Below are 23,621 nucleotides of genomic sequence, written 5' to 3'. Positions count from 1 at the left end.
CTGTCCAGAAGCGATTTTCCAAGCACCGATGGAAGAACCTCTTGTTTCAGCCACATGGTGTCGTTAACATCCTGGCAACCCGAAGCGCGGAAACGCACGCCGTACACGCTTCCGGTGGCCTCTCCACCGAACACCGGAGCCAGGGACCCCCGGCGGGTCCAGAGGGAAGTGAGCCCATGAGATCAACCGGCGAGACGACAGAGTGGTCGTCTCACCCGCTCCGCCGGCGCACCGTGCTGGCCGGCCTCGGGGCCGGCGCGGCAGCCGCACTGGCGGGCGGCTGCGCACGGGGCGACAGCACCGCGGCGAAGCCGGGGACGACGTCCCTGGCCAACGACAACGCGACCTGGGACGACGGCTACGTGGCCGCCGGACGCGAGCTGAAGAAGCTCACCGGTTACGCCCTGCGCCCCCTGTCGAACCCGAACCCGACCGCATACACCCAGGTCACACAGATCTCGCTGCAGACGACCAAGGCGACCGATCTGATCAAGTGGCAGGCGGGCTACAACCTCAAGCAGCTCGCCCGCACGGGCAGCCTCAGCGACCTGACGCACCTGTGGGACGCCTACGAGCGCAAGGGCTGGGTGACGAAGTCGCTGCGCGACTCGATGTCCTACCGGGGCGCCGTGTACGGGATGCCGCTCTACCAGTCGTACTACGTCCTCTTCTACAACACGCACGTGTTCGACAAGCACGGCCTGCGGGCGCCGGAGACCTGGGACGAGCTGCTGCACACGGCCGAGGTGCTGAAGAAGTCCGGTGTCGTTCCGTTCGTCGCCACGCAGAGCGGCAACTGGCCCGCCTACGAGTGGTTCGAGGAGCTGATCAGCAAGGTCGACCCGGTGTTCTACGCGGATCTGATCGCGGGCCGGGCGAAGTACACCGATCCGCAGGCGCACAAGGCCATGCAGATCTGGCAGGACTTCATGAAGAAGGGCTGGATGACCCCGGCCGACTTCGATCAGAACAACGGTCCGGCCGCGCTGAAGACGGGCAAGGTCGGCATGTTCCTGCACGGCTCCTGGCAGTCCCAGGGGCTGGCCGCGGCGGGGATGAAGCCGGGCGAGGACTTCGACGCCTTCGTCCTGCCTCCCGTCGACACCTCCACCAAGCGGTCCGTGATCACCGAGGCGGGCGTGCTCGCCGTCCCGGAGAAGGCCGTGTCGCACGACGCCGCGATGGCCAACGCGGGCCACTGGCTGCACCCCTCGGTCCAGCGGGTGTGGACCGACTTCCTCCAGGACGGCTCGGCCAACCCGAAGGCGGTCACCTCCAATCCCGTACTCGCCCGGCTCAGGAAGCGGGCCCTGGACGAGCACTGGACCGAGCTGCCCCGCTACGGGCAGTCCGGCCCGCCCAATCTCATGCAGGGGAACACCGATGACCTGGGAGCCTTCATGACGCACGCCATGTCGCCCGAGACGACGCTGCGCAGCATGGCGAGCCGTGCCACCAAGGAGTGGGCCGCGTGGAACAAGGACGAGTCATGACATCCGCCCTCGACGCGCGCCGCACCCGGGCCGGCGCCTCCCCCGCCCCCGCGGCCCCGCCCGCTCCCCCGGCCCGCAAGCCCTCCCGCGGGCTCAGGGACCGAGCCGCCGCGGCAGGCTTCCTCGCCCCGGCCGTCCTGCTCGTCGCCGGCCTGCTGCTCACCCCGTTCGTCATGACCCTGTACCGCGGCTTCTTCAGCGACGGCCGGGTCTCCGACTTCACCTGGTTCACCAACTACGGGCGCTTCCTCAGCGACCCCGTGCTCGCGAAGTCCGTGGAGAACACCCTGATGTGGGTGGTCGGCACGGTGGTCCTGCCGCTCGTGCTCGGGCTCGCCATCGCCGTCATGACGAACGGTTCCGGATGGTCCCGGGTGGCGCGGCTGCTGGTGGTCCTGCCGTACGCGATCTCCGGCTCGGCCGTGGCCGTCGTCTGGAACTTCCTGCTGACCACGGACGGGGCGGCCAACCAGGCGCTCGACGCGCTGGGGCTGGGGTCGTTCGCCCAGGGCTGGCTGCTGGAATGGCCGGGGAACACCCTCGTCATGATCGTCGCCAACACCTGGCAGGCCACCGGGGTGGCCGTGATCCTCTTCCTGGTCGGTCTGCAGACCATCCCTCCGGAGACCCTGGAGGCCGCGTCGCTCGACGGCGCCGACGGCGTCCGGAAGTTCTGGTACGTGGTCCTGCCGCAGCTGCGGACCGTGTCCGTGATCGTCGTCGGCAGCAGTCTGGTGAACGGGCTGAAGTCGTTCGACCTGATCTGGGTCCTCACCCAGGGCGGGCCGGGCCGCAGCTCCGAGACGCTCGCGGTCTCGATGTACCAGGAGACCTTCCTCGCCCTGCGCCCCGGCGCCGGAGCGGCCGTCGCCGTCGTCCTCACCGTCATCGTGCTGCTGGCCTCCTGGCTCTACCTGCGGCGCCAGCTCACTCCGAAAGGCGCCTGAGCATGTCCATACGCCGCGTCTCCGCCGGCACCGCCGTCCGCAACACCGTCCTCGTGCTCATTTCGCTCCTCTGGGCCGTGCCGACCTGGCTGCTCCTGGTCAACGCGCTGGTACCGGCCGCTGAATACGGCGGTGCGCCGCACTGGCTGCCGCACGGAGGATTCGGTCTGTTCGACAACATGTCCGAGGCATGGTCCCGGGCCCGGCTCGGACCCGCGATGGGCAACAGCCTGCTGTACGCGGTGACCAGCTCGGCCGCGGCCATCGTGGTGGCCACGACCGCCGCTTTCGCCACGGTGATCATGCCGGTCAAGCGCAAGACCATGTGGTTCTGGCTGATCTACTCGGGCACCCTGCTGCCCCTCCAGGTCTTCCTGCGCCCGCTCTTCCTCGCCTACGCGAACACCGGCCTGTACGACGCGCAGATCGGGCTGTTCCTCATCTACGCCGCGGTGGCGATCCCGTTCGCGTACTTCATCATGCGCAACTTCGCCCAGACGCTGCCCGGTGAGGTGATCGAGGCGGCACGGCTCGACGGCGCTTCCTGGTGGCGGGTGTTCTGGCAGATCCACGTGCCGCTGTCCCGGTCCGCGATGATCGCCGCGTTCGTCTTCCAGTTCGTCGCCGTCTGGAACGACCTGCTGTTCGGCATCACTCTGGCCACGAGCCGCAACATCCGGCCGGTGATGGCCGCGCTCGCCGAACTCCAGGGCAACTACTCGAACGTGGGGCCCCCGGTCGTCCTCGGCGGAGCCCTGCTCGTCTCGCTGCCGACCGTCGTCCTCTTCTTCGCGGCGCAGCGGTTCTTCGTCAGCAGCCTCAAGCTCGGCTGAGCACCGCCGTACCTCCGATCAGCACCCGAGCCGATCCCCGAAAGGCACCCCGGTGAAACTCTCCACCCGCACCGCCCTCGCCCTGGCCGCAGCTCCCCTGCTCTGCGCCGCCCTCTCCCCCTCCCCCGCCCTCGCGGCCGGGCACCCGGGGGCGGGCCCCTGGAAGGACCGTGCCGTGCGGACGTACGACGCGCTCCAGCACGAGCTGTACCAGGGCCCGGAGAACCACGGCCTCTACCAGGAGGCGACGCCGCACCGCAGCGCCGACAACGCCCACTCCTACCTCTGGCCGATGCGGGAGGCCGCCGCCGCGACGGTCGACATGGCCGGGCTTCCGGGCTCGGGCAGGCACTACACGGCCGACGCGGCGGAACGCTTCACGACCCTGGAGCTGTACTTCGAGCCGCGCGACGGCAGGCCCGGCTACGACTCGTACCTCCCGGCGCCGCTCGGGCAGGGCGGTGACGTCTTCTACGACGACAACTCCGTCGTCGGGCTGACGCTGCTGGACCAGTACGAGGCCACCGGCGACGCCGTCTACCTGCGCCGGGCCGAGGCGGCCTTCGACATCGTCAGCCGCGGCTGGGACGACGACCCGGCCAGGGAATGCCCCGGCGGGATGCACTGGGTCGACTCGCCGGCCAACGACATGCGCGCCGCCAACGTCACGGGCCTGGCCGCGGAACTGGCCGCCCGGCTCCACCAGGAGACCCACGAGAGCCGCTACCTGACGAGCGCGCAGCGGTGGTACGAGTGGAACTGGTCGTGTCTGCGCCAGTCCCCCGGGCTGTACCGCAACAGCCTCGGCGACGACGGCTCCGTGAACTCCACCCTGTGGACGTACAACTCCGGGGCCATGGTCGGTACCGCGGCCACGCTGTACAGGACCACCGGGGACCGCTCGTATCTCCGGCGTGCCGTGGAGGACGCGGAGGGGTCGCTCGCGTACTGGAAGCAGGGCGAACGCCTGCACGACCAGCCGGCGATCTTCAACGCGATCTACTTCGACAACCTCCGGATTCTGGACGGCATCCGTCACGACCCGGCCTACCGGCGGGCCGAGAGCGCCTACGCGGAGCGCGTGTGGAAGGAGAACCGCGATCCGTCCACCGGTCTCTTCCGCTTCCAGCCCTCGGGCGGCGGCGACTACGACCCGGCCGCCTCCGCGGAAACCCTCGAACAGTCCGCGATGGTCCAGATCTTCGCGGGCCTCGCCACCGACGCCTCCTGACCCCGCCTTCCCGACCGCCTTCCCGACCGCCCCACGCACCGAACCGGCACCTTGCCAGAGCGGAGAACCCTCTCCATGCCCCGCCCCGATCTGTCCCGCCCCTCCTGGTGGGACTCCGACATCGCCCGCGACATCCTGCGCGACCGCGGCGTGAGCGCCACCGGCGTCCTCGGCGGACAGCCCGTCCGGTTCTCCTGCGAACCGCTGCTGCGCCACGATGGTGACGGCGGGCTCCTGCAGTCCGTGCGCGTCCAGGCCGGCCGCCCCCTCACCCGGGCCGTGGTCACGACCCTGTCCGGTACCCCCGTCCGCGGCGAGCTGATACCCGGTCCGGCCGGTGAGACCCGGCTGCTGGTCCCCGAGGTGGACGCTCCGCTCCCGGTGCTGGTCGAGCTGCCGGACCTGGCTCCGGGTGAGCGCGTCGAGGTGCTGCTGACCCCGCAGCGGCACTGGACGCTGCACCTGGTGCAGCACGCCCATCTCGACATCGGCTACACCGATCCGCAGGGCACCGTGCTCGCCGAGGGCCGCAAGTACCTCGACTCCCTGCTCGAACTGTGCCGTACGACGGACGACCGGCCCGACGCGTCGAAGTTCCGCTGGGCCGTCGAGGGGTTCTTCAGCTTCGAGAACTGGTCGGCCAACCGTCCGCCCGAGCAGGTCGCACAGTTTCTGGAGCGGGTGCGCCAGGGGCGCATCGAGCTGACCGCGATGCCCTTCAACCTGCACACGGAGACCTGCTCGACGGACGAGCTGCACGAGTTGCTGCGCCCGGTACGCGAACTGCGCGCCCGGCACGGCATCGACGTCACCACGGCCATGCAGACGGATGTCCCCGGTCAGGTCGTGGGCCTGCCCGACGTGCTCGCCGACAGCGGCATCCGCTATCTCTCCGTCGCCCACAACTGGGCGGGCCGGGCGGTGCCGCACCACACCGGCGGCGGAGCGCTGCCCCGGCTGTTCCGGTGGCGTGCGCCGGGCGGACGCAGCGTCCTGGTGTGGCGCACCGACACCCCGCACGGGCTGGCGTACATGGAGGGCTCGATCCTCGGGTTCGACGAGTCCTTCGACCGGGTGGACGATCTCCTGCCGCACTACCTCTCGGCGCTGGCGACCCACCAGTACCCGCACGAGGGGCGCGGGATCCCCGGTTTCCCGGTCCTGGACGAGGAGTTCAAGGGCGACCCCTACCCGTGGGACGTGCTGCATCTGCGAGTGCTGGGCAAGTTCGCGGACAACGGGCCGCCGCGCCGGATCATCGCCGACACGGTGCGCCGGTGGAACGAGGAGTGGGCCTTCCCCGTCCTGCGCACGTCACGCAACGAGGACTTCTTCGTGGACGCGGAAGCCCGTTACGGGGACCGTCTCGAAACGTTCGAGGGCGACTGGAGCGACTGGTGGGTGGACGGCGTGGGAGCCGGCGCCGTCCCGCTGGCGGCCACCCGGGACGGCCAGGCGGCGCTGGCGGACGCCCAGACGGTCGCCGGGCACGCGGAGATCCTGGGCGCGGCGGGTGCGGGCACCACGGCGTCGGCCCCGGATGTCTACCGGGCGGCCTCCCTGTTCAACGAGCACACCTGGGGCGGTGGCGACCCCTGGACGCACGGCGACCACGGGCACGCGTCCGGCGAGCGTCAGTGGCACTGGAAGTACGCCCAGGCGCTGCGCGCCCATGACGACGCGAAGACTCTCCTGGACGGCGCGGGCGCGGCTCTCGGCGGCCGGCTCCACCCGCGCGAGGGGACGCTCGCCGGTTTCTACGTGACCAATACATGCAGCTGGGCGCGATCGGAGGCGGTCCGGCTGTTCCTTCCCGAGAGCACGGTCGCGCTGGAGGACCCGGTCCGGGTGCTCGACGCGCGCGACGGCTCGGTGCTGGTCCACACCGAGGAGGCGCAGTCCAACGAGCTGCACCGGGCCGCGGGCCGCTTCCTGCTGTTCCGGCTCCCGGAAGTGCCGGCGCACGGCGCGGTACGGGTGGACATCGTCCCGGGTGAGGAGGCGCCGCCGGCCGAGGGGGCTGCTGCCGGCGACCCGGTGGTCCTGGAGAACGAGTTCCTGCGGGTGAGCGTGGACCTGCGGTCGGCCTGGATCGGCTCGGTCGTCGACAAGCGCACCGGCCGGGAGCTGGTGCGGCAGGACGCGACGGTGGGGCTCAACGGCTATGTGTACGACGAGTACGCCACGGCGGGCGGTTTCAACCACCAGTCGAGCAAGACCACGGCGAACGATTCGATGCACCTCCTCGCCTCCCGGACGGCGGCGCCGCCGGCCGCGCTGGTGGACCGTTTCCGCGACGCCACGGGTGAGACGCTGGTCTACGAGTGCGCCCCGGCCGGTACCGAGCGGCTGCGGGTGCGCGTCCACCTGCCGCACGGTCAGGCCAGGATCGATCTGGAGAACCGGATCGTGAAGCCGGCGACGCTCACCAAGGAGAGCGCGTTCTTCGCGTTCCCGTTCGCGATGAGCCGGCCGGCCGTCCGGATGGAGGCGACCGGTGGCATGACGGGCACCGGCCTGCCGGTCGTGCCGGGGTCCGCTCGGCACATGCGCGCGGTACGGCGCTGGGTGAGCTTCGAGGAGGACGCGGTGGTCGCGGCGGTCGCCACGCAGGACGCCCCGCTCGTGCAGGTGGGCGGGATCGCCGTGCCGTACGTGCCCTATCCGCAGTCGCTGGCCCAGGACGAGCCCGGCACGCTCTTCTCCTGGGTCCACAACAACATCTGGGACACCAACTTCCCCTCCGAGCAGGCTTTCGACCATGTGTTCCGCTACAGCGTGGCCTTCGGGCAGGCCCCGCACACCAGCGGGCCCGTCCTGGGCATGCACACGGCGGCCGCGGGCAGCCGACCGCTGCTCGCCGTCCGCGCTCTGGGCGAGGAGAGCGCGGCACCGGACGCCTCGTACGCGTTGCTGACGGTCGGCGACCGGCGTGTGCGCATCGTGGGGCTCACCGTTCCGGCCCCCGGTCAGGTGCTCGTCAGGCTCCAGTCCTTCGCCGAGGAACCGGTCGCCTGCCGGATCACTCCGGGCTTCCCCGTCACGGAGGCCCGTACGGCCGACTACCTCGGGGCCGCCGGGGACCTCCTGGCGCCGGACGGCGAGGGCGCCCTGACCGTCGACGTGCCCGTGCTGGGCACCCGCGCGGTGCTGCTGCGGCTGTGACCACCGGCCCTGAGCCCCGGAACGGCGATCCGTTCCGGGGCTTCGGGCTTTCTGCGGCCGTGCTGAAGAACACCCTTGACACCGCGCCCCGCTGATCACATAGTTCTCACCGCTCAGCGCAACGGCGTTGCGCTGAGCGCACCATGATCAGCGAGGAAGGGACGAGGCCATGCACGAGGTGAACGGCGCGTCCGCCGGCGGCAACGCACCCGAGGCCGGCCGGCGCGACGACGCGGACGCCCTGGCCCCACCCCAGCCCGGCGTCCTGCAGGGAGCGGACCGCGCCCTGCTCGCCCTGCTGTCGTTCACCGAGCGGCGCCCCGAGTGGGGGGTGAGCGAGATGGCGCGCCGTCACGGCTGGGACAAGGCCGTCGCCCAGCGCATCCTCACCACGCTGGCCTCCCGTTCCTTCCTGACCTGCGACACGACCACCCGCCGCTACCGGCTCGGCCCCGCCGTCTCCCGGCTGGCGCGCGCCGGGGAGCACAGCGGCGTGCTGCCGTCGCTGGTCCGGCCGATCCTGGCCGGACTGCTGCGGGAGACCGGCGAGAGCGTCGTGCTGAACGTGCCGCAGGGCGCCGGATACCGGTGCGCGGCAGCTGTGGACGGCACCGGTCCGGTCCGTTACACCGCGATCGTCGGTGCCGTGATGCCCGGCCACGCCGGTGCTTCCGGTCACGCGATCTTCGCCCACTACTCCGAAGCGGAGATCCGCCGCCTGTTCGGGGCCACCCCCCTCCAGCGCTTCAACGACCACACCGTCACCGACCTCGACACCCTCACGGCCCGGTACGCGGACGTGCGCTCCCGGGGATACAGCGTCAGCCACGGCGAGTACGACGAGGCCGTCGCCGCCGTGGCCGCCCCCGTGTTCCAGGCCGGCAGCATCGCCGCGTCGCTCACCGTCATCGGGCCGGCGCACCGTGTCACCCGCGCCGTCGACCGCATCACCGAACTCGTTCTGGCCGGGGCCGAGGAGGCCACGGCCGCCTTCGGCTCCTGACCCGCCCGGCCCGGCGGCGCTCGTCCGGTGGGCCACAGATCCGTACGACGTGCGTCGTGCCGGAGTACGCGGATCGCCGCAGCCTGCCCGAAAAGTCCCTCCCCGTCCCGGGGCAGGGCCCACCCATTAAGGGGTGTTCCGTGTCGCATCACACCTCGCCGTCGGCCACCGTGCCGCCGCCCTCCGACTCCGGTCCCGGCACCACCTCCTCCGGCGCCGGCCATCCCCGCGTACGCGAACCCGTCGTGTTCGTCGTCCTCGCCGTGCTGTCCGTCGTCGGCGCCGTCATCGGCGCGGACCTGGTCGCCAAGCTGGGCATCTCCGCCAACACCTCGGTCGTCGGCGCCCTGATCGCCATGCTCATCGGGCGCATCCCGCTCGCCGGACTGCGGTCGATGCGCTCCGTGCACCGGCAGAACCTCGCCCAGAGCGCCATCTCCGCGGCCACCTTCGCCTCGGCCAACGCACTGCTCACCTCGATCGCGGTGCCGTACGTCTTCGGCCGCAAGGACCTGGTGTGGCCGATGCTGGCCGGTTCCTTCGTGGGCCTGCTCATCGACACCTGGGTGCTCTACCGCTCCTTCGGCTCCCGGCTGCTGCCCGCCGACGCGGCCTGGCCGCCCGGGCAGGCCGCCGCCGAGACGATCAAGGCCGGTGACAAGGGCGGCAAGCGGGCCCTGGTCCTCGGCGCGGGCACGCTCGTCGGCCTCGGCGGCACCCTGTTCAGCCTGCCGCTGTCCGCCGCCGGTGTCGCCTTCCTCGGCAACGTGTGGGCGCTGCTGATGTTCGGCGTGGGGCTCGGTCTGCGCGAGTTCAGCCCCGACCTGTTCCACACCGACCTCGGCGCCGGGTACGTGCCGCACGGCGTGATGGTCGGCGCGGGCGTCGTCGCCCTCGGCCAGGCGGTCGTGCTCCTGGTCCGGCGCCGCCCGGCGCGCCCGCCGGCCGCCGCGGCAGCGCGTCCGGGACACGACGAGACGACCTCGTACACCGTTGACGAGAAGGCGCTGCGCCAGGCGCTCGTACGCGGTTACGCCCTGTTCGTCGCCGGGGCCGTGCTGCTCGCCGTCCTGGGTGGGCTGATCGGCGACATGAGCCCGCTGGGCCTGCTCGGCTGGGTGCTGTTCGCCGCGTTCGCCGCGCTCGTGCACGAGCTCATCGTGGGGCTCGCGGCGATGCAGTCCGGCTGGTTCCCGTCGTTCGCCGTCACCCTGATCTTCCTGGTCCTGGGGCTTCTCATCGGCATCCCGTCGGTGCCGCTCGCGCTCCTGGTGGGTTATGTGTCGGCCACCGGCCCCGCCTTCGCCGACATGGGCTACGACCTCAAGGCCGGCTGGCTGCTGCGCCGCGAACACCGGCCCTGGGACCCGTACGAGCGGGAGGGGCGCCGTGAGCAGTTCCGCGCGGCCCTCATCGGCTTCGCCGCCGCCCTCGTGGTGGTGGCCGTGCTGTGGCAGTCGTACTTCAAGCAGGGGCTGATCCCGCCCGTCGCCAAGGTCTACGCCGACACCGTCAAGAACGGTCTGGGCGAGCCGGGTGTGCTGCGCACCCTGCTGCTGTGGGCCATCCCCGGCGCCGCGATCCAGCTGATCGGCGGCACAAAGCGGCAGATGGGCGTCATGCTCGCGACCGGCCTCCTGATCCTCACCCCGAACGCCTGCTGGATCGTCCTCGCCGCGCTCGCCGTGCGCGTCGGCTACCGCAAGTGGCGCGGCCCCGCCGCCGACGAGGAACTGAACCTGGTCGGCGCCGGCCTCATCGCGGGCAGCTCCCTGGGCGACTCCGCCCAGATCATCAAGGCGAGCTAGCCCGCCCCTCTACCACCTTCGTTCATACGCACCACCGCAAGGAGAAATTCCATGGAGATGTTCAGCAGGCTCGAACCCCGCCCCGAGTACCTGAGCTACGAACTCGCCCTCGCCGCTCGCAAGCTCGTCGAGCAGGTCATGCTGGTCAAGCCCGGCGAGCACGTCGTCCTCACCGGCGACACCAGCAGCGACCGCCGTGTCGTGGACGCCACCGCACAGGCCGTCGCGGCCGCCGGGGCGCACCCCGTCGTCGTCTGGTACGAGACGATGCCCAGCTCCTCCATGGAGCCGCCGCGCCCCGTCGCCGGTGCCATAGCCGACGCCGACGTGTGGATCGAGTTCGCCGTCTCGTACGTGATGCACTCCGACGCGTTCCGCCGCGCGATGGCGAACGGCTGCCGCTACACCAACCTCACCGCGATGGACGTGCACATGCTCGTCGCGACGGTCGGGCGTCCCGACTTCGAGGGTGTCATCAAGCTCGGCAAGGCGCTGGTCCGCCTCCTGGAGCAGGCGGACGAGGTGCGCATCACCTCGGCCAACGGCACCGACATCACCGGCCGCAACGGGGACCGCCCCATCAATCTCCGGGGCAAGCCCGCCGAGAATCCCGGCGAGACCGTCATGCTCTCCGGCCAGATCTCCTGGAACCCGCTGGAGGAGACCCAGGACGGCGTGCTCGTCTTCGACGGTGCCCTGTGGCCGCCGGACCAGCTCGGTCTGCTGCGCACCCCGGTCCGCTGCACCGTCGAGAAGGGCGTCGTCACGAAGATCGACGGCGAGGGTCAGGACGCGGAGATCTTCCGCCGCTGGATGGAGTCCTGGGACGACCCGAACATGTTCCGCGTCGCCCACTGGTCCCTGGGCTTCAACCCGGGCGTCCCGGCGCCGACCGGCCGTATCGTGGAGGACGAGCGCGTCTTCGGCTGCGTGGAGCTCGGCATCGGCACCAAGGGCGCCTGGATCGGCGGCGAACCGTGGGTGTCCGCCGCCCACACCGACGGCTCGATCCTCGGCCCGTCCCTCTTCCTCGACGGCGAGTGCATCGAGAAGGACGGCGTGTACGTGCACCCCGAGCTGGTCGAGATCTGCCGCGAGCTGGGCGTCGCCGGCTACTGACGGCCGACCGCGCACCCGCCCCGTTCACCCCCGCCCCAGGAGCCGGACTTGACCGACGACCAGATCACGTACCGCCACAGCGGCCTCGTCTGCACCGATCACACCCTCGACGTACCACTCGACCACGCCCGCCCCGACGGGCCGGGCATCTCCGTCTTCGCACGGGAGGTCGTCGCCGAGGGCATGGAGGGCCGTGAGCTGCCGCGGCTGCTCTGGCTCCAGGGCGGGCCGGGCGGGCGGGCGGAGCGTCCCAACGCTGCGGGCGCCTGGCTGCGCCGCGCCCTGAAGGAGTTCCGCGTCGTCCTCCTGGACCAGCGCGGCACCGGCCGGTCCACCCCGGCAGACCGCACCACGCTGGCCGGGCGGACCGACGCGGCGCGGTACCTCACGCATTTCCGGGCCGACTCGATCGTCCGCGACGCGGAGCTGCTGCGCCGCCGGTTGCAGGGCGACCGGCCCTGGACGGTCCTGGGGCAGAGCTTCGGCGGCTTCGCCACACTCACGTATCTCGGCCTCGCCCCCGGGGGGCTCGACCGGGCCCTGATCACCGGTGGACTGCCCACCCTCACCGGGCACGCCGACGACGTCTACCGCGCGGCGTACCGGCGTACGGTCGCCGCCAACGACCGGTACTTCGAGCGCTACCCGCTCGACCGTGCCCTGGCCGAGCGCGTCGCGGCCCACCTGGCGGACCACGATGTCCGTATGCCGTCGGGCGAGCGCCTGTCGGTGCGACGGTTCCAGACACTCGGGATCACGTTCGGCACGGCGTCGGCCTTCGACTCCCTGCACTACTTGCTGGAGTGCGCCTTCGTGGCCGGGCCGCGCGGCCCGGTCCTCTCCGACACGTTCCTGCGCGGCGTCGACTCCGTCGTCTCGCTCGCGCCGCGTCCGCTGTACGCGGTCCTGCACGAGGCGATCTACGCGCAGGGCGGCCGTCCCACGGCGTGGTCCGCCGACCGGGTGCGGGCGGAGTTCCCCGAGTTCGACGCCGCCGCGGGCGGTCCGCTGCACTTCACGGGCGAGATGATGTACCCCTGGATGTTCGATGAGGATCCGGCCCTTGTCCCCCTGAAGGCGGCCGCGGACGCGCTCGCCCACCGTACGGACTGGCCCGCGCTCTACGACCTCGACCGCCTCGCGGCCAACACGGTGCCGGTCGCCGCGGCGGTGTACCGCCAGGACATGTACGTCGACCACGACCACGCCCTGACCACGGCGTCCCGGGTGCGCGGCCTGCGCACCTGGGTGTCCGAGACCCACCTGCACGACGGCGTGAAGGCCGACCCCGGGGTCCTGGACCGCCTTATGTCCCTGTCCTAGGGCAGCCGCCGGACACGGTACGAGCCCTCGCCTGCGGCTGCGGCTGCGGCTGCGGCTGCGGCTGCGGCTGCGGCTGCGGCTGCCAAGGATTCGCGCACGCGATGTCAACTTCTCCGCAGGTAGGGCTGACACCCTCTTAGCTGATCACCGCACCTGAACGATCCGCACCGGGGGACGAAAAGACCATGGCCTCAACTCGCCGCGCCTTCAGCGTGATGGCACTGCTCGTCGCCCTGAGCGTCACTGCCTGCGGCCCGGACGGCTCGGACGCCGACGGCGCTCCGGCGAGCCCCGACAGCGCCGGCTCCGCACCGTCTGCCACGGCTTCGGGGACGACGGACTCCGGCGACGGACAGGACGAGGACTGCGGCAAGCCGCCGACCCTGCCCACCGGGCACAGCCGGGTGAAGATCACCCTGATGCGTGACTCCGGCGGTTTCGAGGCGGCGGAGGCGAAGCCCCACTGCACGCCCAACGACTGGATCTACGGGGCCGACGAGACGGACCCTGCCAAGCACTACGTGCTGCCCGACGACGTCGAGGCGCACCTCGCCCTGATGGACGGCCCCGGTCAGTGGAAGCAGGTCGACCACGAACAGCTGGCGCTGCACATCGACCGCTGCCACGCCCAGGAGATCGGTGCCCCGACCGACGACTACCCCCAGGTGGAACCACCGTTCGGCTGCTTCGGCAACGTCTACGAGATCACCCTGGGCGCCAGGGGCGAGGTGCGGACCATCAAGGAGATCTGGAGCGTCTGAGGACGGCGCGGGTCGGCTCTTCCCGACCCGCGCCGATTCCCGGCCGCCCTACCCGTGATAGGTGATGTAGCCGTTGCCGTCACGGTCGTTGGCCTTCTTGGTGTAGGCGTGGACGTCCGCGCGGGAGCCGGAGGGCTTGTACAGGTAGATCGTGTCCTTGTCGTTGTTCCAGATGAAGTTGCAGTTCTGGCGGTAGACGACGTTCTTGGCGTCCGAGTCGGTGCCCCGGTTGCCCCGGAGCTTCACGTAGTCACCGGGCTGCAGGGTGTGGGACTTGGTGAAGGTGAACTTGTTCCCGGCGGCGTCCTTGACGACATAGCCCTTGAGGTTGACCGTCGTGGACCGTGAGTAGTTCTTGATCGTCAGGTACTCGCTCGCCGCGTTGCCGCCCGAGCACTTGTTGGAGTCACGACCCGGTGCGTCGTACTGGACGCCCTTGATCTTCAGGACCGAGGAGTACTCGGCAGCCTGGGCAGGAGTGCCGGCGGCGAGGCCGAGCGAGACGACCGCGCCCATGGCTGCGGCGGCGGTCAGGGCATGACGGGTGCGCATGGCGAATCCCCCTTGGTGGTGCGAATGGAGCGCCTCAGAGCCTACCGATAATGTGACCATACGGTGAACATAACTAGGAGGTTGTGCGTACGCCGACGGTCTCGGCTCCCCCGCACATGAGGGCCGCACCCGAGCTCCGAGCCGCGGCCCGCACGGGGTACGGCATGATGGGCGCGTGGAGTTCGAGCCGTTCCGGGGCGAGTTGATGGCGTACTGCTACCGGATGCTGGGGTCGTACCACGAGGCCGAGGACCTGGTTCAGGAGACATTGCTGCGGGCGTGGAAGGCCCGGGACCGGTACGATCCGGCGCGCGCCTCGGTGCGGACCTGGTTGTACCGGATCGCGACCAACGCGTGCCTGACCGCCCTGGAGGGGCGCGGACGCCGTCCGCTGCCGTCCGGGCTGGGGGCGCCCAGCGACGATCCTGGAGCTCCGCTCGTACCGGCATTCGACGTTCCCTGGCTGGAGCCCTTCCCCGACGCGCGGTTCGACGTGGAGGTGCGGGCAGACCTGCGGCTGGCCTGGGTGGCGGCGGTGCAGGTGCTGCCGGCCCGGCAGCGGGCGGTGCTGGTGCTGCGCGAGGTGCTGGCCTTCACCGCCGCTGAGGTCGCCGGGCAGTTGGGGACGTCGGTGGCGGCGGTCAACAGCGCGCTGCAGCGGGCCCGTTCCGCCATCGCCGAGGTGGGCGACAGCGGTGCCGTCTCCGAGCCGGACGACCCCCGGACACGGGCAGTGGTCCAGCGGTATGTGCGGGCGTTCGAGGCGGCGGACGTGCCCGCGCTGGTGCGGCTGCTGGCCGACGACGCGGTGCTGGAGATGCCGCCGGTGCCGCTGTGGTACTCCGGCAGCGCGGACTACGGCCGGTTCCTGGAGCGGGTGTTCGCGATGCGCGGCACCGGCTGGGCCATGCGGGAACTCACCGCCAACGGGCAGCCCGCTCTCGCCGCGTACGCCCCGGAGCGAGGCGGTGGGCATCGTCTGCACACCTTGCAGGTCTTCACCGTCATTGACGGCCGTGTCGCGCACAACGTGGTCTTCGCCGATCCGCGTATCTGCGACGCCTTCGGTCTCCCGCGCGAGATTTCCGTGACCGATGTCCGCCGGGAGCGATGAGTCGGGGCGGAGCCGCCGGTAGATACCGGTGAGCAACCGAACCGAGAGGAGTCTCATCGTGAGCGTCGTCGTCATCGAGTTCATCACGCTGGACGGGGTCGCGTCCGACCCGGACGGGTCCCAGGCGACCCCGTTGGGCGGCTGGGCGTTCCGGCACGGACCGGAAGCGGTCGCCGGGGACAAGTTCCGGCTCGGCCGCACCATGGACGACGGGGTGCTGCTGCTCGGGCGCGCCACCTGGGAGCTGTTCTCGCGGATCTGGCCGGGCCGCGACGACCCGTTCGCCGCGCGCATGAACGCCGTGCCCAAGCTGGTCGTCTCCCGGTCCCTGGCCCCCGCCGACATGTCGGTCTGGAGGAACTCCCGGCTCCTCGACGGCGATCCGGCCGATGCCGTCAAGCGCGAGCGGAGGGATGTGGTCGTCGCCGGAAGCCTGAGCGTCGTGCACCGGTTGATGGCCGCCGACCTGGTGGACGAGTACCGGCTGCTGACCTTCCCCACCGTCGTCGGCACCGGGCAGAAGCTGTTCCCCGCCGACGGCCCCCGCACCGACCTGGAATGCCTGGCCGCCGAGCGGGTCGGCGCGGCCGTCCTCACCCGCTACCGCAGGGCCGCCCGCTGACCGACCGCTCCCCGGCCCGGCATCGCCGCACGGTGCACGGGCCGGGATCGCGGTGGCCGCCGTCCGGTGCACACGCGCACCCCTCGGCGGTCGATCCGCTACGCGTTCCGGGCTCCGGGCCACCGGGGCGCGACGGGTGGCGTGACCTGCCCCTTCCGGGCCGCGCGCCGCCCGGCCGCGTACCCGCCGAGACCCGCTGCGGTCAGTACGAGGCCCAGGATCGCGAACACCGCGGGGCCGGTGGGCACGGTCCCGTCCGCGACCACTCGTCCTCGCACGCCCGAGGCCGCGAAGCTGCCTTCGTGCACATCGAGGTGGTAGCGGGAGTCGTTGGAGTTCGCGCGGTAGTCGCCCAGCACGAAGAGCCGGCCCGCCGGGACCCGTACGTCGTACGGGTCGGCGTGCGGATCACCCCGCGTGTCCGCCACGTACGGCTCGTCGAGCGTCTTCCCGTTCACCGCGACCCGGCTCCCGGCGCCGATGACGTGGTCGCCGCCGATGCCGATGACGCGCCGCAGCACCGGCTCGGTCATGTACCGCTCCGGCGGATCGATGAGGACGACGTCGCCCCTGTGTATGCCGTCCGAGCCGACCCGTTCCACCAGCACATGGGCCCCGGGCTGAAATCCGGGTCGCATGGAATCACCTCCGACCGTCACCGTCTCGTACCGCCCGATGCCGTGGGCGACCGAGCCGGCCAGCAGCACGAGCCCCACCGGCGTCAGCACCCGGGCCGCGACCCGCCATCCCCGGCCCGCCATCGGCCGCCCCGCGGGACCTTCATCCGTTGTCTTGATCCTCTGCACACTCCGTACAGCGTGCCCGGCGCGCGAACCGTCACCGCCTGCGCCACCGGTGTGTGGCGCGACGCGTGGGCCGGGCGCCCCGTCCTTGACGGGGCGCCCGGCCCACGCGGGCGGAACGGATGATCAGTTGCTCCAGAGAACCGGGCTGTCGCTGTACGCGTCGCCCTCCTCGAACGACGCGACCGCGATGGGGTCGGTCTTCGTGGCGCTGAGCGAGCAGGTCTCGTACGAGGCGCCCTTCGTGGTGAAGTCGCGGGGTGCCGTCTCGCTGTCGCACTTGCCCGGGAGGTCACCGATCAGGATGACGCCCGTGGGGGCGCCGCCCGCCAGCTTGCCGCGCAGCCTCAGCGACGAGTAGGAGAGGTCCGTGCCGCCGACGTTCTCCACCTTCATGCGGATGTAGTAGGGCGTCATGCCCTTCGCCTTGTCACCGAACGGGGCCATGTCGGCCTCGGTGCCCTTCTCGATCGCCGTGACCGTCACGGCCACCGTGCCCTTCTTGGACGTCCCGTACTTGAACGGCAGGACCGCCCGGTCACCGACCTTGAACTTCGTGCCCGGCGCGGCGACGTCACCACTGGGCGCGGTGGAAGCGTCGTCGCTCGGCTCCGCGGAGGGGCTTTCGCTGCTCGGGGCGGGCGAGGCCGGGGCGGAGGCCGAAGGCGATTCCTGCCCCACTGCGTCGTCTTCGCCGTCGTTGCAGGCCGTGAGCCCGAGGCCCAGGGTAGTGAGGGCAGCTGCGAGGAAGATACGTCCCTTGTGCATCATTTCGACCTGATTCGCGGTAAGGGCTGCGCGGTACTACAGCCAAAGCGTTCAACAACTGGACCACATGACGGGTGTGCCGGTTCGCACGGCGACGGCGGTGCGTCAACGAGGCGCGCCGCGACGCCCCCCTCACACTGGGCCAGGAATGACACAGGCTCGTCCCAGGGAAGGCACAGCCACGCGACGGCTGGTCGCCGTCACCGAGCGTGCGCGTGGCGGTGACACGGCCGCCGCGCAGGCACCTGCGACGACGCCGCCCGCCCGTCCGGAAGCGGCTTGTACGCTGCACTCATTCGACGGGTATCAGTACGGGCGCGGCACGGGGCGGGCGCCCACGGGCGGGAAGGCGGGGGCTTCCATGAGCGACGCACATCCGATACGAAGCCGCGGACCGCGCTTCTCGGTCGGTGCGCGCATCATCGCGGTCCTCCTCCTCACCGTGGCCGGGGCCGTCGGCGCCTGGCTCCAGCGCGACGCACGGCAACACCCGGAGCCGCGCACGGAGTTCACCGCGACCAACCCGCCCACCGGTCTGCCCGCCGCGCTCACCACCGGCCAGCACCTCCGGTGGTCCCGCTGCACCTCGCCGCGGGCCGCGCGCAAGGGCTACGACTGCGCCGTCATGAAGGCGCCCCTCGACTACCGGAAGCCGGACGGCCGGACGATCGACGTCGCGCTGATCCGGCGCAAGGCCACCGGTCCGAACAGCCGGCGCATCGGTTCCCTCGTCCTCAACTTCGGCGGGCCCGGCGTGTCCGGCGTGAGCGGACTCCCCGCACGCATCCGCCAGTACGGACCGCTGCTCGACCGCTACGACCTGGTCTCCTTCGACCCGCGCGGCGTGGGCGCGACCATCCCCGTGCGCTGCGGGAAGACCGCGGACGACACCACGTACGAGGGGGCCGACGCCTGTGCCGAGCACTCCGGGGCGATCCTCCCGTACATCAGCACCTCGCACACCGCGCGCGACCTCGACCTGATGCGGTACCTCCTCGGCGACAAGCGGCTGCACTACTTCGGCGTCTCGTACGGCACGGCGCTGGGCGGGGTCTACGCCCACCTGTACCCGTCGCACGTCGGACGGCTCGTCCTCGAAGCGTCGGTCGATCCGACCGAGGACCTGGACGAGGAGCAGGTGTCGCAGGCCGAGGCGGTCCAGGCGGCGTTCGACCGGTTCGCCGCGCACTGCGCGGCCCATGTCCGCGGCTGCCCGACCGGCAACGGGCCCGAGGAGGCCGCCCGCCGCATGGCGCGCCTGGCCGGCCGCCTGGAGAAGAAGCCCGCCCCGGCCGGAGGCGGCAGGACCCTCGACGCCGACGACTTCGCGTACGCCATCGGCGACCATCTCGCCCGCGGCACGGACGGCTGGCAGCCACTGGCCAAGGCGCTCACCGCGCTGACCGACCGCAACGACGGCCGCCCGCTGGCCAAGGGCTCGGACCTCACCGGCTCCGCCGACGGGGCGGCGGAGCCGCTCGACAACAGCCGCGCCGCCCTGACCGCGATCACCTGCGCGGACTCCAGCCTCCGCCCTGGCCTGGACCGCCTCGACAGGGACTCGGGGCGCGTCGAGGCCGCGTCGCCCGTGTTCGGCGCGGCCTGGTCCTCGGGCGTCTACCTCTGCTACGACTGGCCGTTCGACGGCGAGCGGATCACCCCGCGGGTGAACGCCGACGGCGCGGCTCCCATTCTGGTGGTCGGCGGCACCGGTGACCCGATCACCCCGTACGCCGGGGCACGCCGTATGGCCCGCGCTCTGGGCGAGGGCGTGGGCGTGCTCCTGACCGCCGAGGAGGAGGGCCACGGAACGTACCCGCAGAACCGCTGCGTCATGGAGGCGGTCGACCGGTACCTCCGCACGGGGCGCGCTCCGGCCTCGGGGACGGTGTGCCGGGGCAGCATGTCCTAGGAGGTATCAGGTGGTGCTGCGCGCCTGCTGCATGGCGGTCAGGCGGGAGACGTACAGGGCGGTCGTCACGACGGCGGGGAGCACGAGGATGCGGAGGGCCAGGCCCACCCACGCGCCGTCCGCCATGTCGTACGTGTACCAGTCGTCGTAGCCGTCCTCCCCGAAATCCACCCCGTTGTCGTGCTGGGTGAAGTCGCCGTACTCGGCCCACGCGAACGCCGCCCAGTACAGGTACAGCGGTGACGTCACCACGGTGAAGACTGCGCATCCCCACCAGACGTGGAGCCGGGTGGCCGGGGCCATGGCGCCGCCCAGGGACGTCGGACTGGAGGCGTGCCATACGTCGTTGGCGATCTGCTTGGGCAGGTAGAGGTTGCCCAGGGGGATGAACCACGAGAGGACGGCCAGCCGGGACGTGTAACGCAGCCGGCCCGGGGCGAACTCCTCGGCGGTGGCACGCGTTCTCGCACACCAGATCAGCCAGGCGATGATGAAGCCGACCGCGGTCCCGGACTGGATGTAGCCCCAGGGGTACGCCATTTCCTCGTCCAGCGAGGAGACGGACGAGATCCTGTCGCCGAGGAGGTTCAGCTGGGTGATCGTGGCGCCCAGCGACGCCAGCCCGAACAGGGCGAGGGTCACGTACACGGCCACCGTGGAGGGGGCCGGACCGTTGCGCCCGTTGCGTTCCTCGGCCAGCGTACGCGGGGATGTCCCGTGCCGGTTCCCTGGTTCCGCCCGCGCGGTGACGGGGGCGGTGGCCGGGACGGCGGGACGCTGGGCGGGAACCGTGAGGACCTCGTCCTCGGGCGGAGGCGCCGGGGGCAGGGCGCCCTCCCCCGTCAGACCGGTTCCCGGGTCCTCGTGCTCCAGCAACTGGGCCGCGTCCTGCCCGAGCCTGGCCAGGACCGGAGCGGGCAGCCAGGGGCCGAGATGCCGGAACTGCGTCTCCTCGCGCGCCCGGAGCGTGGCGAGCGACGGCCTGGCCCCGGGGTCCTTGGCGAGGCAGTCGCCAATCAGCGGAATCAGAGGCTCCGGGACGCCGGTGAGGTCGGGTTCCTCGTGCACCACCCGGTACATGAGGGCGTGCGGGCGCCCTTCGGGGGTGTCGAAGGGCAGACGTCCGCCTGCGGCGAAGGCGAGGACCGAGCCCAGCGAGAAGATGTCGCAGGCGGTGGTGAGGCGTTCCCCGCGCACCTGCTCGGGCGCCATGAAGCCCGGCGAGCCGACGACCACGCCGGTGGAGGTCAGTCCGCCGTGGGTCGGGCCGTCCAGAGCACGGACGATGCCGAAGTCGATCACCCTGGGGCCGTCGATGGTGACCATGACGTTGGAGGGTTTCAGGTCACGGTGGACGAGCCCGGCCGCGTGGATGTCGGCCAGTGCGTCGCAGAGACCGGATGCCAGCCCGCGTACCGAGCGCTCCGGCAGCGGCCCGTGGCGGGACACCACCTCGGCGAGGGTCGGGCCGGGAACGTACGCGGTGGCGACCCAGGGCCGTTCGGCGTGCGGGTCGGCGTCGAGCACGGCGGCCGTCCAGTCGCCGCCCACGCGCTGGGCGATGGCGACTTCCTCGGCGAAGCGGAGCCGGAAGTCCGGCAGCGCCGCGAGTTCGAGCCGGATCGACTTGACCGCCACCATGCGGCCGCGCGGGGACCGGGCGAGGTAGACCACCCCCATCCCTCCCTCGCCGAGCCGGCCGAGCAGCCGGTAGTCCGCCACGCGTACTGGGTCGTCCGCCCGCAGGGCCCGCACAGGCACGTCCTCCTTCAGCACCATGCGCCCCGGGGCGCACAAACGACTGGTCAGAGTAGAGGAGACGGCTCACCGGCGGTGCCGGTTTCACCGAATGCACGCCGTTCGCGCGACGGGCGGTCGGCCCGGACGGCCGCGCAGGGGCCGCAATCCCCCGCAGGGGTGACCCGACCTGATCGAACGAGTTTCAGCGGCGACACACCAGAGGCCCCAAGACCTGAGCCCTCCATGAGAACTTGCGTTCGCACAATGCCCTGCGATCCGGCCGTTACGGGACCGGATCCACCGCGTTTTTAGAGCATCAGTGCCACATCGACGCCCAGACGGAGGAACGCCATGCACCCCGCCCCTTCCCCCTCGCAGCAGCCTCCCGGAATCGAACGCCGGCTCCCGGTGAACGCGGGCGACCATGAGTGAGCCCACCGGTGTACCGGCCGACAGCATCCCGGGACCGCGCCCCGTCCCCTTAGCGCCCGCGCCCTCGGGAGCCGCCCCCAAAACGCAGATGCGTTACGTCGATCTCACCGGCAGCCGTGAGGCGGCAGGCCGGTCGATCCGGATGCGCGACATGGCCCGGCGGCTGCCGCAGCTGGTGCGCCGCTCGCTGGCCCTGGCGTGGCGGGTCGACCGGCGGGCGACGGTCGGCCTCCTGCTGTGCCAGTTGGTCACCGGGGTGATGCAGGCCCTGGGCCTGGTCGCCATCGCGGGCACCCTGACGGCCCTTCTGCGTGACGGCGACGTCTACCACCGCCTCCTGGAGGCATGGCCGTCCGTCGCCCTGCTCGCCGGAGCCGCCGGGGTGCGGGCGCTCCTGGGCATCACGGTCAGCTGGCTCTCCTCCAGGCTGGGGCCCCTGATGTCCCGCGAGGCCGAGCAGATGCTGCTCACCGGCTGCGCCGAGGTCGAGTTGTGCGCGTACGACGACCCCGACTTCAACCGTGACCGCGAGGCCGCCGACCGCGGTGCCCAGGTCACCGGCGACCTGATCAACGAGGGGCAGGACCTGATCGCCTCGGCGGCCGCCTTCCTCGCCGGGGCCGTCGTGCTCGCCGGTGTGCACTGGGTGCTGCTCCCGCTCCTGGTCGCGGCCAGCCTGCCGCAGGCCGTGGCCCAGGTCAGCGCCGCGCGCGTCCGCTACCTGGCCAACCTCCGCAGCAACGGCGACAACCGGATGCTGTCCGTGCTGCGCTGGCACATCTACACCAAGGACGCCGCCGACCAGATCCGCGCCGGGACCATGGCCGGCTTCCTGTCCGGCAGGTACCGGGACACCGTCGCCCGCATCAACCGCGAGGACCGGGCCGCCGCCGACCAGGGCGCGCGGACATCCCTGGTGGGCGCGGTGTGCGGTGGTCTGGGGTCGGCGGTGGTGTGGGCGGCGGTGGTGTGGCTGCTCGCGACCGGCCGGATCAGCGTCGGCCACGCCGGTACGGCCGTCTTCGCCCTGCAGACCGTCGGCATGTCGGTCCGCGGTCTGGTGGCGGTCGGCGCACGCGCCGTACGGACGGGGCTGTACATGGACGACTGGACCGGCTTCCTCGACAAGGCGGGCGGCTTCCGCCTGCGCCGGGGCCCGCACCATCCCGCACCGCCGGAGACGATCGAGGTCAAGTCGGTCACGCACCGCTACGCGGGCAAGGAGCACAACGCCCTGTCCGGGGTGTCCCTCACCCTGCGCCGGGGCGAGGTCACCGCGCTGGTGGGCTTCAACGGCTCCGGCAAGTCGACGTTGTCGAAGCTGGTCGGCGGACTCTATCTGCCCACCGACGGGCAGGTGCTGTGGGACGGCGTCCCCACCACTGAGGCCGACCCGCAGGCGCTGTGGCGGCACGTCGCCCTCGTACCGCAGGATTACGCGCACTGGCCGCTGACCGTGCGCGAGAACGTCACCCAGGGGCAGCCCACCGCGCGCGGCGACGCGGCGGTCCGTGAGGCGTGCGAGGCGGCCGACGCCGACGAGGTGGTCGACAAGCTGGGCGCGGGCCTGGACACCCTCCTGGCCCGGGAGTGGCTCAACGGCGAGGAGCTCAGCGGCGGCCAGTGGCAGCGCATCGCCCTGGCGAGGGCGTTCTTCCGCCCGGCCGGGCTGCTGGTCCTGGACGAGCCGACGGCCAACCTCGACCCGCGTGCCGAGTTCCGCATCTTCCAGCGGCTCAGGTCCCTGGCCCGGGACCGGGCGGTGCTGCTGGTGACCCACCGCATCGCGAACGTGGCCGTCGCCGACCGCATCGTCGTGCTCGACGCGGGCCGCGTCGTCCAGGAGGGCACGTACGCCGAGCTCGCCGAACAGGACGGTCTCTTCCGGCAGTTGCTTTCCTACCAGATCACGTCCGAACCGGACGACGGGAAACACGAGGCCCCCGCGTGAGCCGCCCCCACTTCCCCGTCCCCCGTCCGCCGTCCTGAGGTGCC

Annotated in this window: 17 protein-coding genes and 1 pseudogene; 14 read left to right on the top strand and 4 right to left on the bottom strand. The window is 71.6% G+C overall.

Translation table 11 applies throughout. The annotated features are described in order from the left end of the window. Window positions 1–176: 176 nt before the first annotated feature. From ACZ6C6_RS07760 to ACZ6C6_RS07715, 10 genes are all read left to right on the top strand, one after another. Window positions 177–1,493, top strand: a complete 1,317-nt coding sequence (locus ACZ6C6_RS07760; protein ID WP_469200168.1) for an ABC transporter substrate-binding protein — start codon at window positions 177–179, stop codon at window positions 1,491–1,493. Next, on the top strand, window positions 1,490–2,440 hold the full coding sequence (locus ACZ6C6_RS07755) for a carbohydrate ABC transporter permease (protein ID WP_469200166.1): 951 nt from the start codon (window positions 1,490–1,492) through the stop codon (window positions 2,438–2,440). Before ACZ6C6_RS07760 ends, ACZ6C6_RS07755 begins: the two co-directional genes overlap by 4 nt. A gap of 2 nt (window positions 2,441–2,442) precedes the next feature. Continuing rightward, window positions 2,443–3,273, top strand: coding sequence for a carbohydrate ABC transporter permease (locus ACZ6C6_RS07750; protein WP_469200164.1), 831 nt, complete (start codon window positions 2,443–2,445; stop codon window positions 3,271–3,273). A 52-nt stretch (window positions 3,274–3,325) separates the two neighbouring features. After that, window positions 3,326–4,504, top strand: coding sequence for a glycoside hydrolase family 76 protein (locus ACZ6C6_RS07745; protein WP_469200162.1), 1,179 nt, complete (start codon window positions 3,326–3,328; stop codon window positions 4,502–4,504). A 75-nt stretch (window positions 4,505–4,579) separates the two neighbouring features. Beyond that, window positions 4,580–7,669, top strand: a complete 3,090-nt coding sequence (locus ACZ6C6_RS07740) for a glycoside hydrolase family 38 N-terminal domain-containing protein (protein ID WP_469200160.1) — start codon at window positions 4,580–4,582, stop codon at window positions 7,667–7,669. A 169-nt stretch (window positions 7,670–7,838) separates the two neighbouring features. Next, on the top strand, window positions 7,839–8,672 hold the full coding sequence (locus tag ACZ6C6_RS07735; protein ID WP_469200158.1) for an IclR family transcriptional regulator: 834 nt from the start codon (window positions 7,839–7,841) through the stop codon (window positions 8,670–8,672). A gap of 140 nt (window positions 8,673–8,812) precedes the next feature. Further along, the gene (locus ACZ6C6_RS07730; RefSeq protein ID WP_469200156.1) at window positions 8,813–10,480 is read left to right on the top strand and encodes an OPT/YSL family transporter; all 1,668 of its coding nucleotides are present in this window, start codon (window positions 8,813–8,815) and stop codon (window positions 10,478–10,480) included. Window positions 10,481–10,531: 51 nt separating this feature from the next. Beyond that, window positions 10,532–11,599, top strand: a complete 1,068-nt coding sequence (locus ACZ6C6_RS07725) for a 2,5-dihydroxypyridine 5,6-dioxygenase NicX family protein (RefSeq protein ID WP_458335995.1) — start codon at window positions 10,532–10,534, stop codon at window positions 11,597–11,599. A 48-nt stretch (window positions 11,600–11,647) separates the two neighbouring features. Then, complete coding sequence (locus tag ACZ6C6_RS07720) at window positions 11,648–12,922, top strand: alpha/beta fold hydrolase (RefSeq protein WP_469200154.1); 1,275 nt, start codon at window positions 11,648–11,650, stop codon at window positions 12,920–12,922. A gap of 185 nt (window positions 12,923–13,107) precedes the next feature. Then, the gene (locus ACZ6C6_RS07715; RefSeq protein ID WP_469200152.1) at window positions 13,108–13,683 is read left to right on the top strand and encodes a hypothetical protein; all 576 of its coding nucleotides are present in this window, start codon (window positions 13,108–13,110) and stop codon (window positions 13,681–13,683) included. A 48-nt stretch (window positions 13,684–13,731) separates the two neighbouring features. Here ACZ6C6_RS07715 and ACZ6C6_RS07710 read toward each other — a convergent pair whose 3' ends face one another. Continuing rightward, window positions 13,732–14,235 carry a lamin tail domain-containing protein gene (locus ACZ6C6_RS07710; RefSeq protein WP_469200150.1) on the bottom strand — a complete coding sequence of 168 codons (504 nt, stop codon included), beginning with the start codon at window positions 14,233–14,235 and terminating at the stop codon, window positions 13,732–13,734. A 163-nt stretch (window positions 14,236–14,398) separates the two neighbouring features. Here ACZ6C6_RS07710 and ACZ6C6_RS07705 point away from each other — a divergent pair. After that, window positions 14,399–15,349, top strand: a pseudogene (locus tag ACZ6C6_RS07705) (sigma-70 family RNA polymerase sigma factor); the annotation flags it as partial. 58 nt (window positions 15,350–15,407) lie between these two features. Then, complete coding sequence (locus ACZ6C6_RS07700; protein WP_469200148.1) at window positions 15,408–15,971, top strand: dihydrofolate reductase family protein; 564 nt, start codon at window positions 15,408–15,410, stop codon at window positions 15,969–15,971. Window positions 15,972–16,069: 98 nt separating this feature from the next. Here ACZ6C6_RS07700 and lepB read toward each other — a convergent pair whose 3' ends face one another. Further along, a complete protein-coding gene (lepB, locus tag ACZ6C6_RS07695) occupies window positions 16,070–16,732 on the bottom strand; it encodes a signal peptidase I (RefSeq protein ID WP_469200146.1) in 663 nt (220 codons plus the stop codon). Between the two features lie 168 nt (window positions 16,733–16,900). Continuing rightward, window positions 16,901–17,545, bottom strand: coding sequence for a hypothetical protein (locus ACZ6C6_RS07690; protein WP_469200144.1), 645 nt, complete (start codon window positions 17,543–17,545; stop codon window positions 16,901–16,903). A 358-nt stretch (window positions 17,546–17,903) separates the two neighbouring features. Between ACZ6C6_RS07690 and ACZ6C6_RS07685 the strand changes: the two genes are divergently transcribed. Next, window positions 17,904–19,454, top strand: a complete 1,551-nt coding sequence (locus ACZ6C6_RS07685) for an alpha/beta hydrolase (RefSeq protein ID WP_469200142.1) — start codon at window positions 17,904–17,906, stop codon at window positions 19,452–19,454. A gap of 6 nt (window positions 19,455–19,460) precedes the next feature. On the opposite strand, the gene ACZ6C6_RS07680 is transcribed toward ACZ6C6_RS07685, so the two are convergent. After that, on the bottom strand, window positions 19,461–21,215 hold the full coding sequence (locus tag ACZ6C6_RS07680; protein ID WP_469200141.1) for a protein kinase domain-containing protein: 1,755 nt from the start codon (window positions 21,213–21,215) through the stop codon (window positions 19,461–19,463). 499 nt (window positions 21,216–21,714) lie between these two features. On the opposite strand from ACZ6C6_RS07680, the gene ACZ6C6_RS07675 reads away from it, so the two are divergent. Continuing rightward, a complete protein-coding gene (locus ACZ6C6_RS07675) occupies window positions 21,715–23,577 on the top strand; it encodes an ABC transporter ATP-binding protein (protein ID WP_469200139.1) in 1,863 nt (620 codons plus the stop codon). Window positions 23,578–23,621: the final 44 nt, after the last annotated feature.

This window comes from Streptomyces sp. NPDC041814, from assembly GCF_055590565.1.
This window is presented reverse-complemented; position numbering and strand designations above follow the sequence as displayed.

Bases quoted from the DNA above. Each gene is read 5' to 3' on its own strand.
- ACZ6C6_RS07755 (WP_469200166.1), top strand. From the start codon at position 1,490: ATGACATCCGCCCTCGACGCGCGCCGCACCCGGGCCGGCGCCTCCCCC.
- ACZ6C6_RS07735 (WP_469200158.1), top strand. From the start codon at position 7,839: ATGCACGAGGTGAACGGCGCGTCCGCCGGCGGCAACGCACCCGAGGCC.
- ACZ6C6_RS07710 (WP_469200150.1), bottom strand. From the start codon at position 14,235: ATGCGCACCCGTCATGCCCTGACCGCCGCCGCAGCCATGGGCGCGGTC.
- lepB (WP_469200146.1), bottom strand. From the start codon at position 16,732: ATGGCGGGCCGGGGATGGCGGGTCGCGGCCCGGGTGCTGACGCCGGTG.
- ACZ6C6_RS07725 (WP_458335995.1), top strand. From the start codon at position 10,532: ATGGAGATGTTCAGCAGGCTCGAACCCCGCCCCGAGTACCTGAGCTAC.
- ACZ6C6_RS07760 (WP_469200168.1), top strand. From the start codon at position 177: ATGAGATCAACCGGCGAGACGACAGAGTGGTCGTCTCACCCGCTCCGC.
- ACZ6C6_RS07740 (WP_469200160.1), top strand. From the start codon at position 4,580: ATGCCCCGCCCCGATCTGTCCCGCCCCTCCTGGTGGGACTCCGACATC.
- ACZ6C6_RS07715 (WP_469200152.1), top strand. From the start codon at position 13,108: ATGGCCTCAACTCGCCGCGCCTTCAGCGTGATGGCACTGCTCGTCGCC.
- ACZ6C6_RS07750 (WP_469200164.1), top strand. From the start codon at position 2,443: ATGTCCATACGCCGCGTCTCCGCCGGCACCGCCGTCCGCAACACCGTC.
- ACZ6C6_RS07690 (WP_469200144.1), bottom strand. From the start codon at position 17,545: ATGATGCACAAGGGACGTATCTTCCTCGCAGCTGCCCTCACTACCCTG.
- ACZ6C6_RS07685 (WP_469200142.1), top strand. From the start codon at position 17,904: ATGAGCGACGCACATCCGATACGAAGCCGCGGACCGCGCTTCTCGGTC.
- ACZ6C6_RS07675 (WP_469200139.1), top strand. From the start codon at position 21,715: ATGCGTTACGTCGATCTCACCGGCAGCCGTGAGGCGGCAGGCCGGTCG.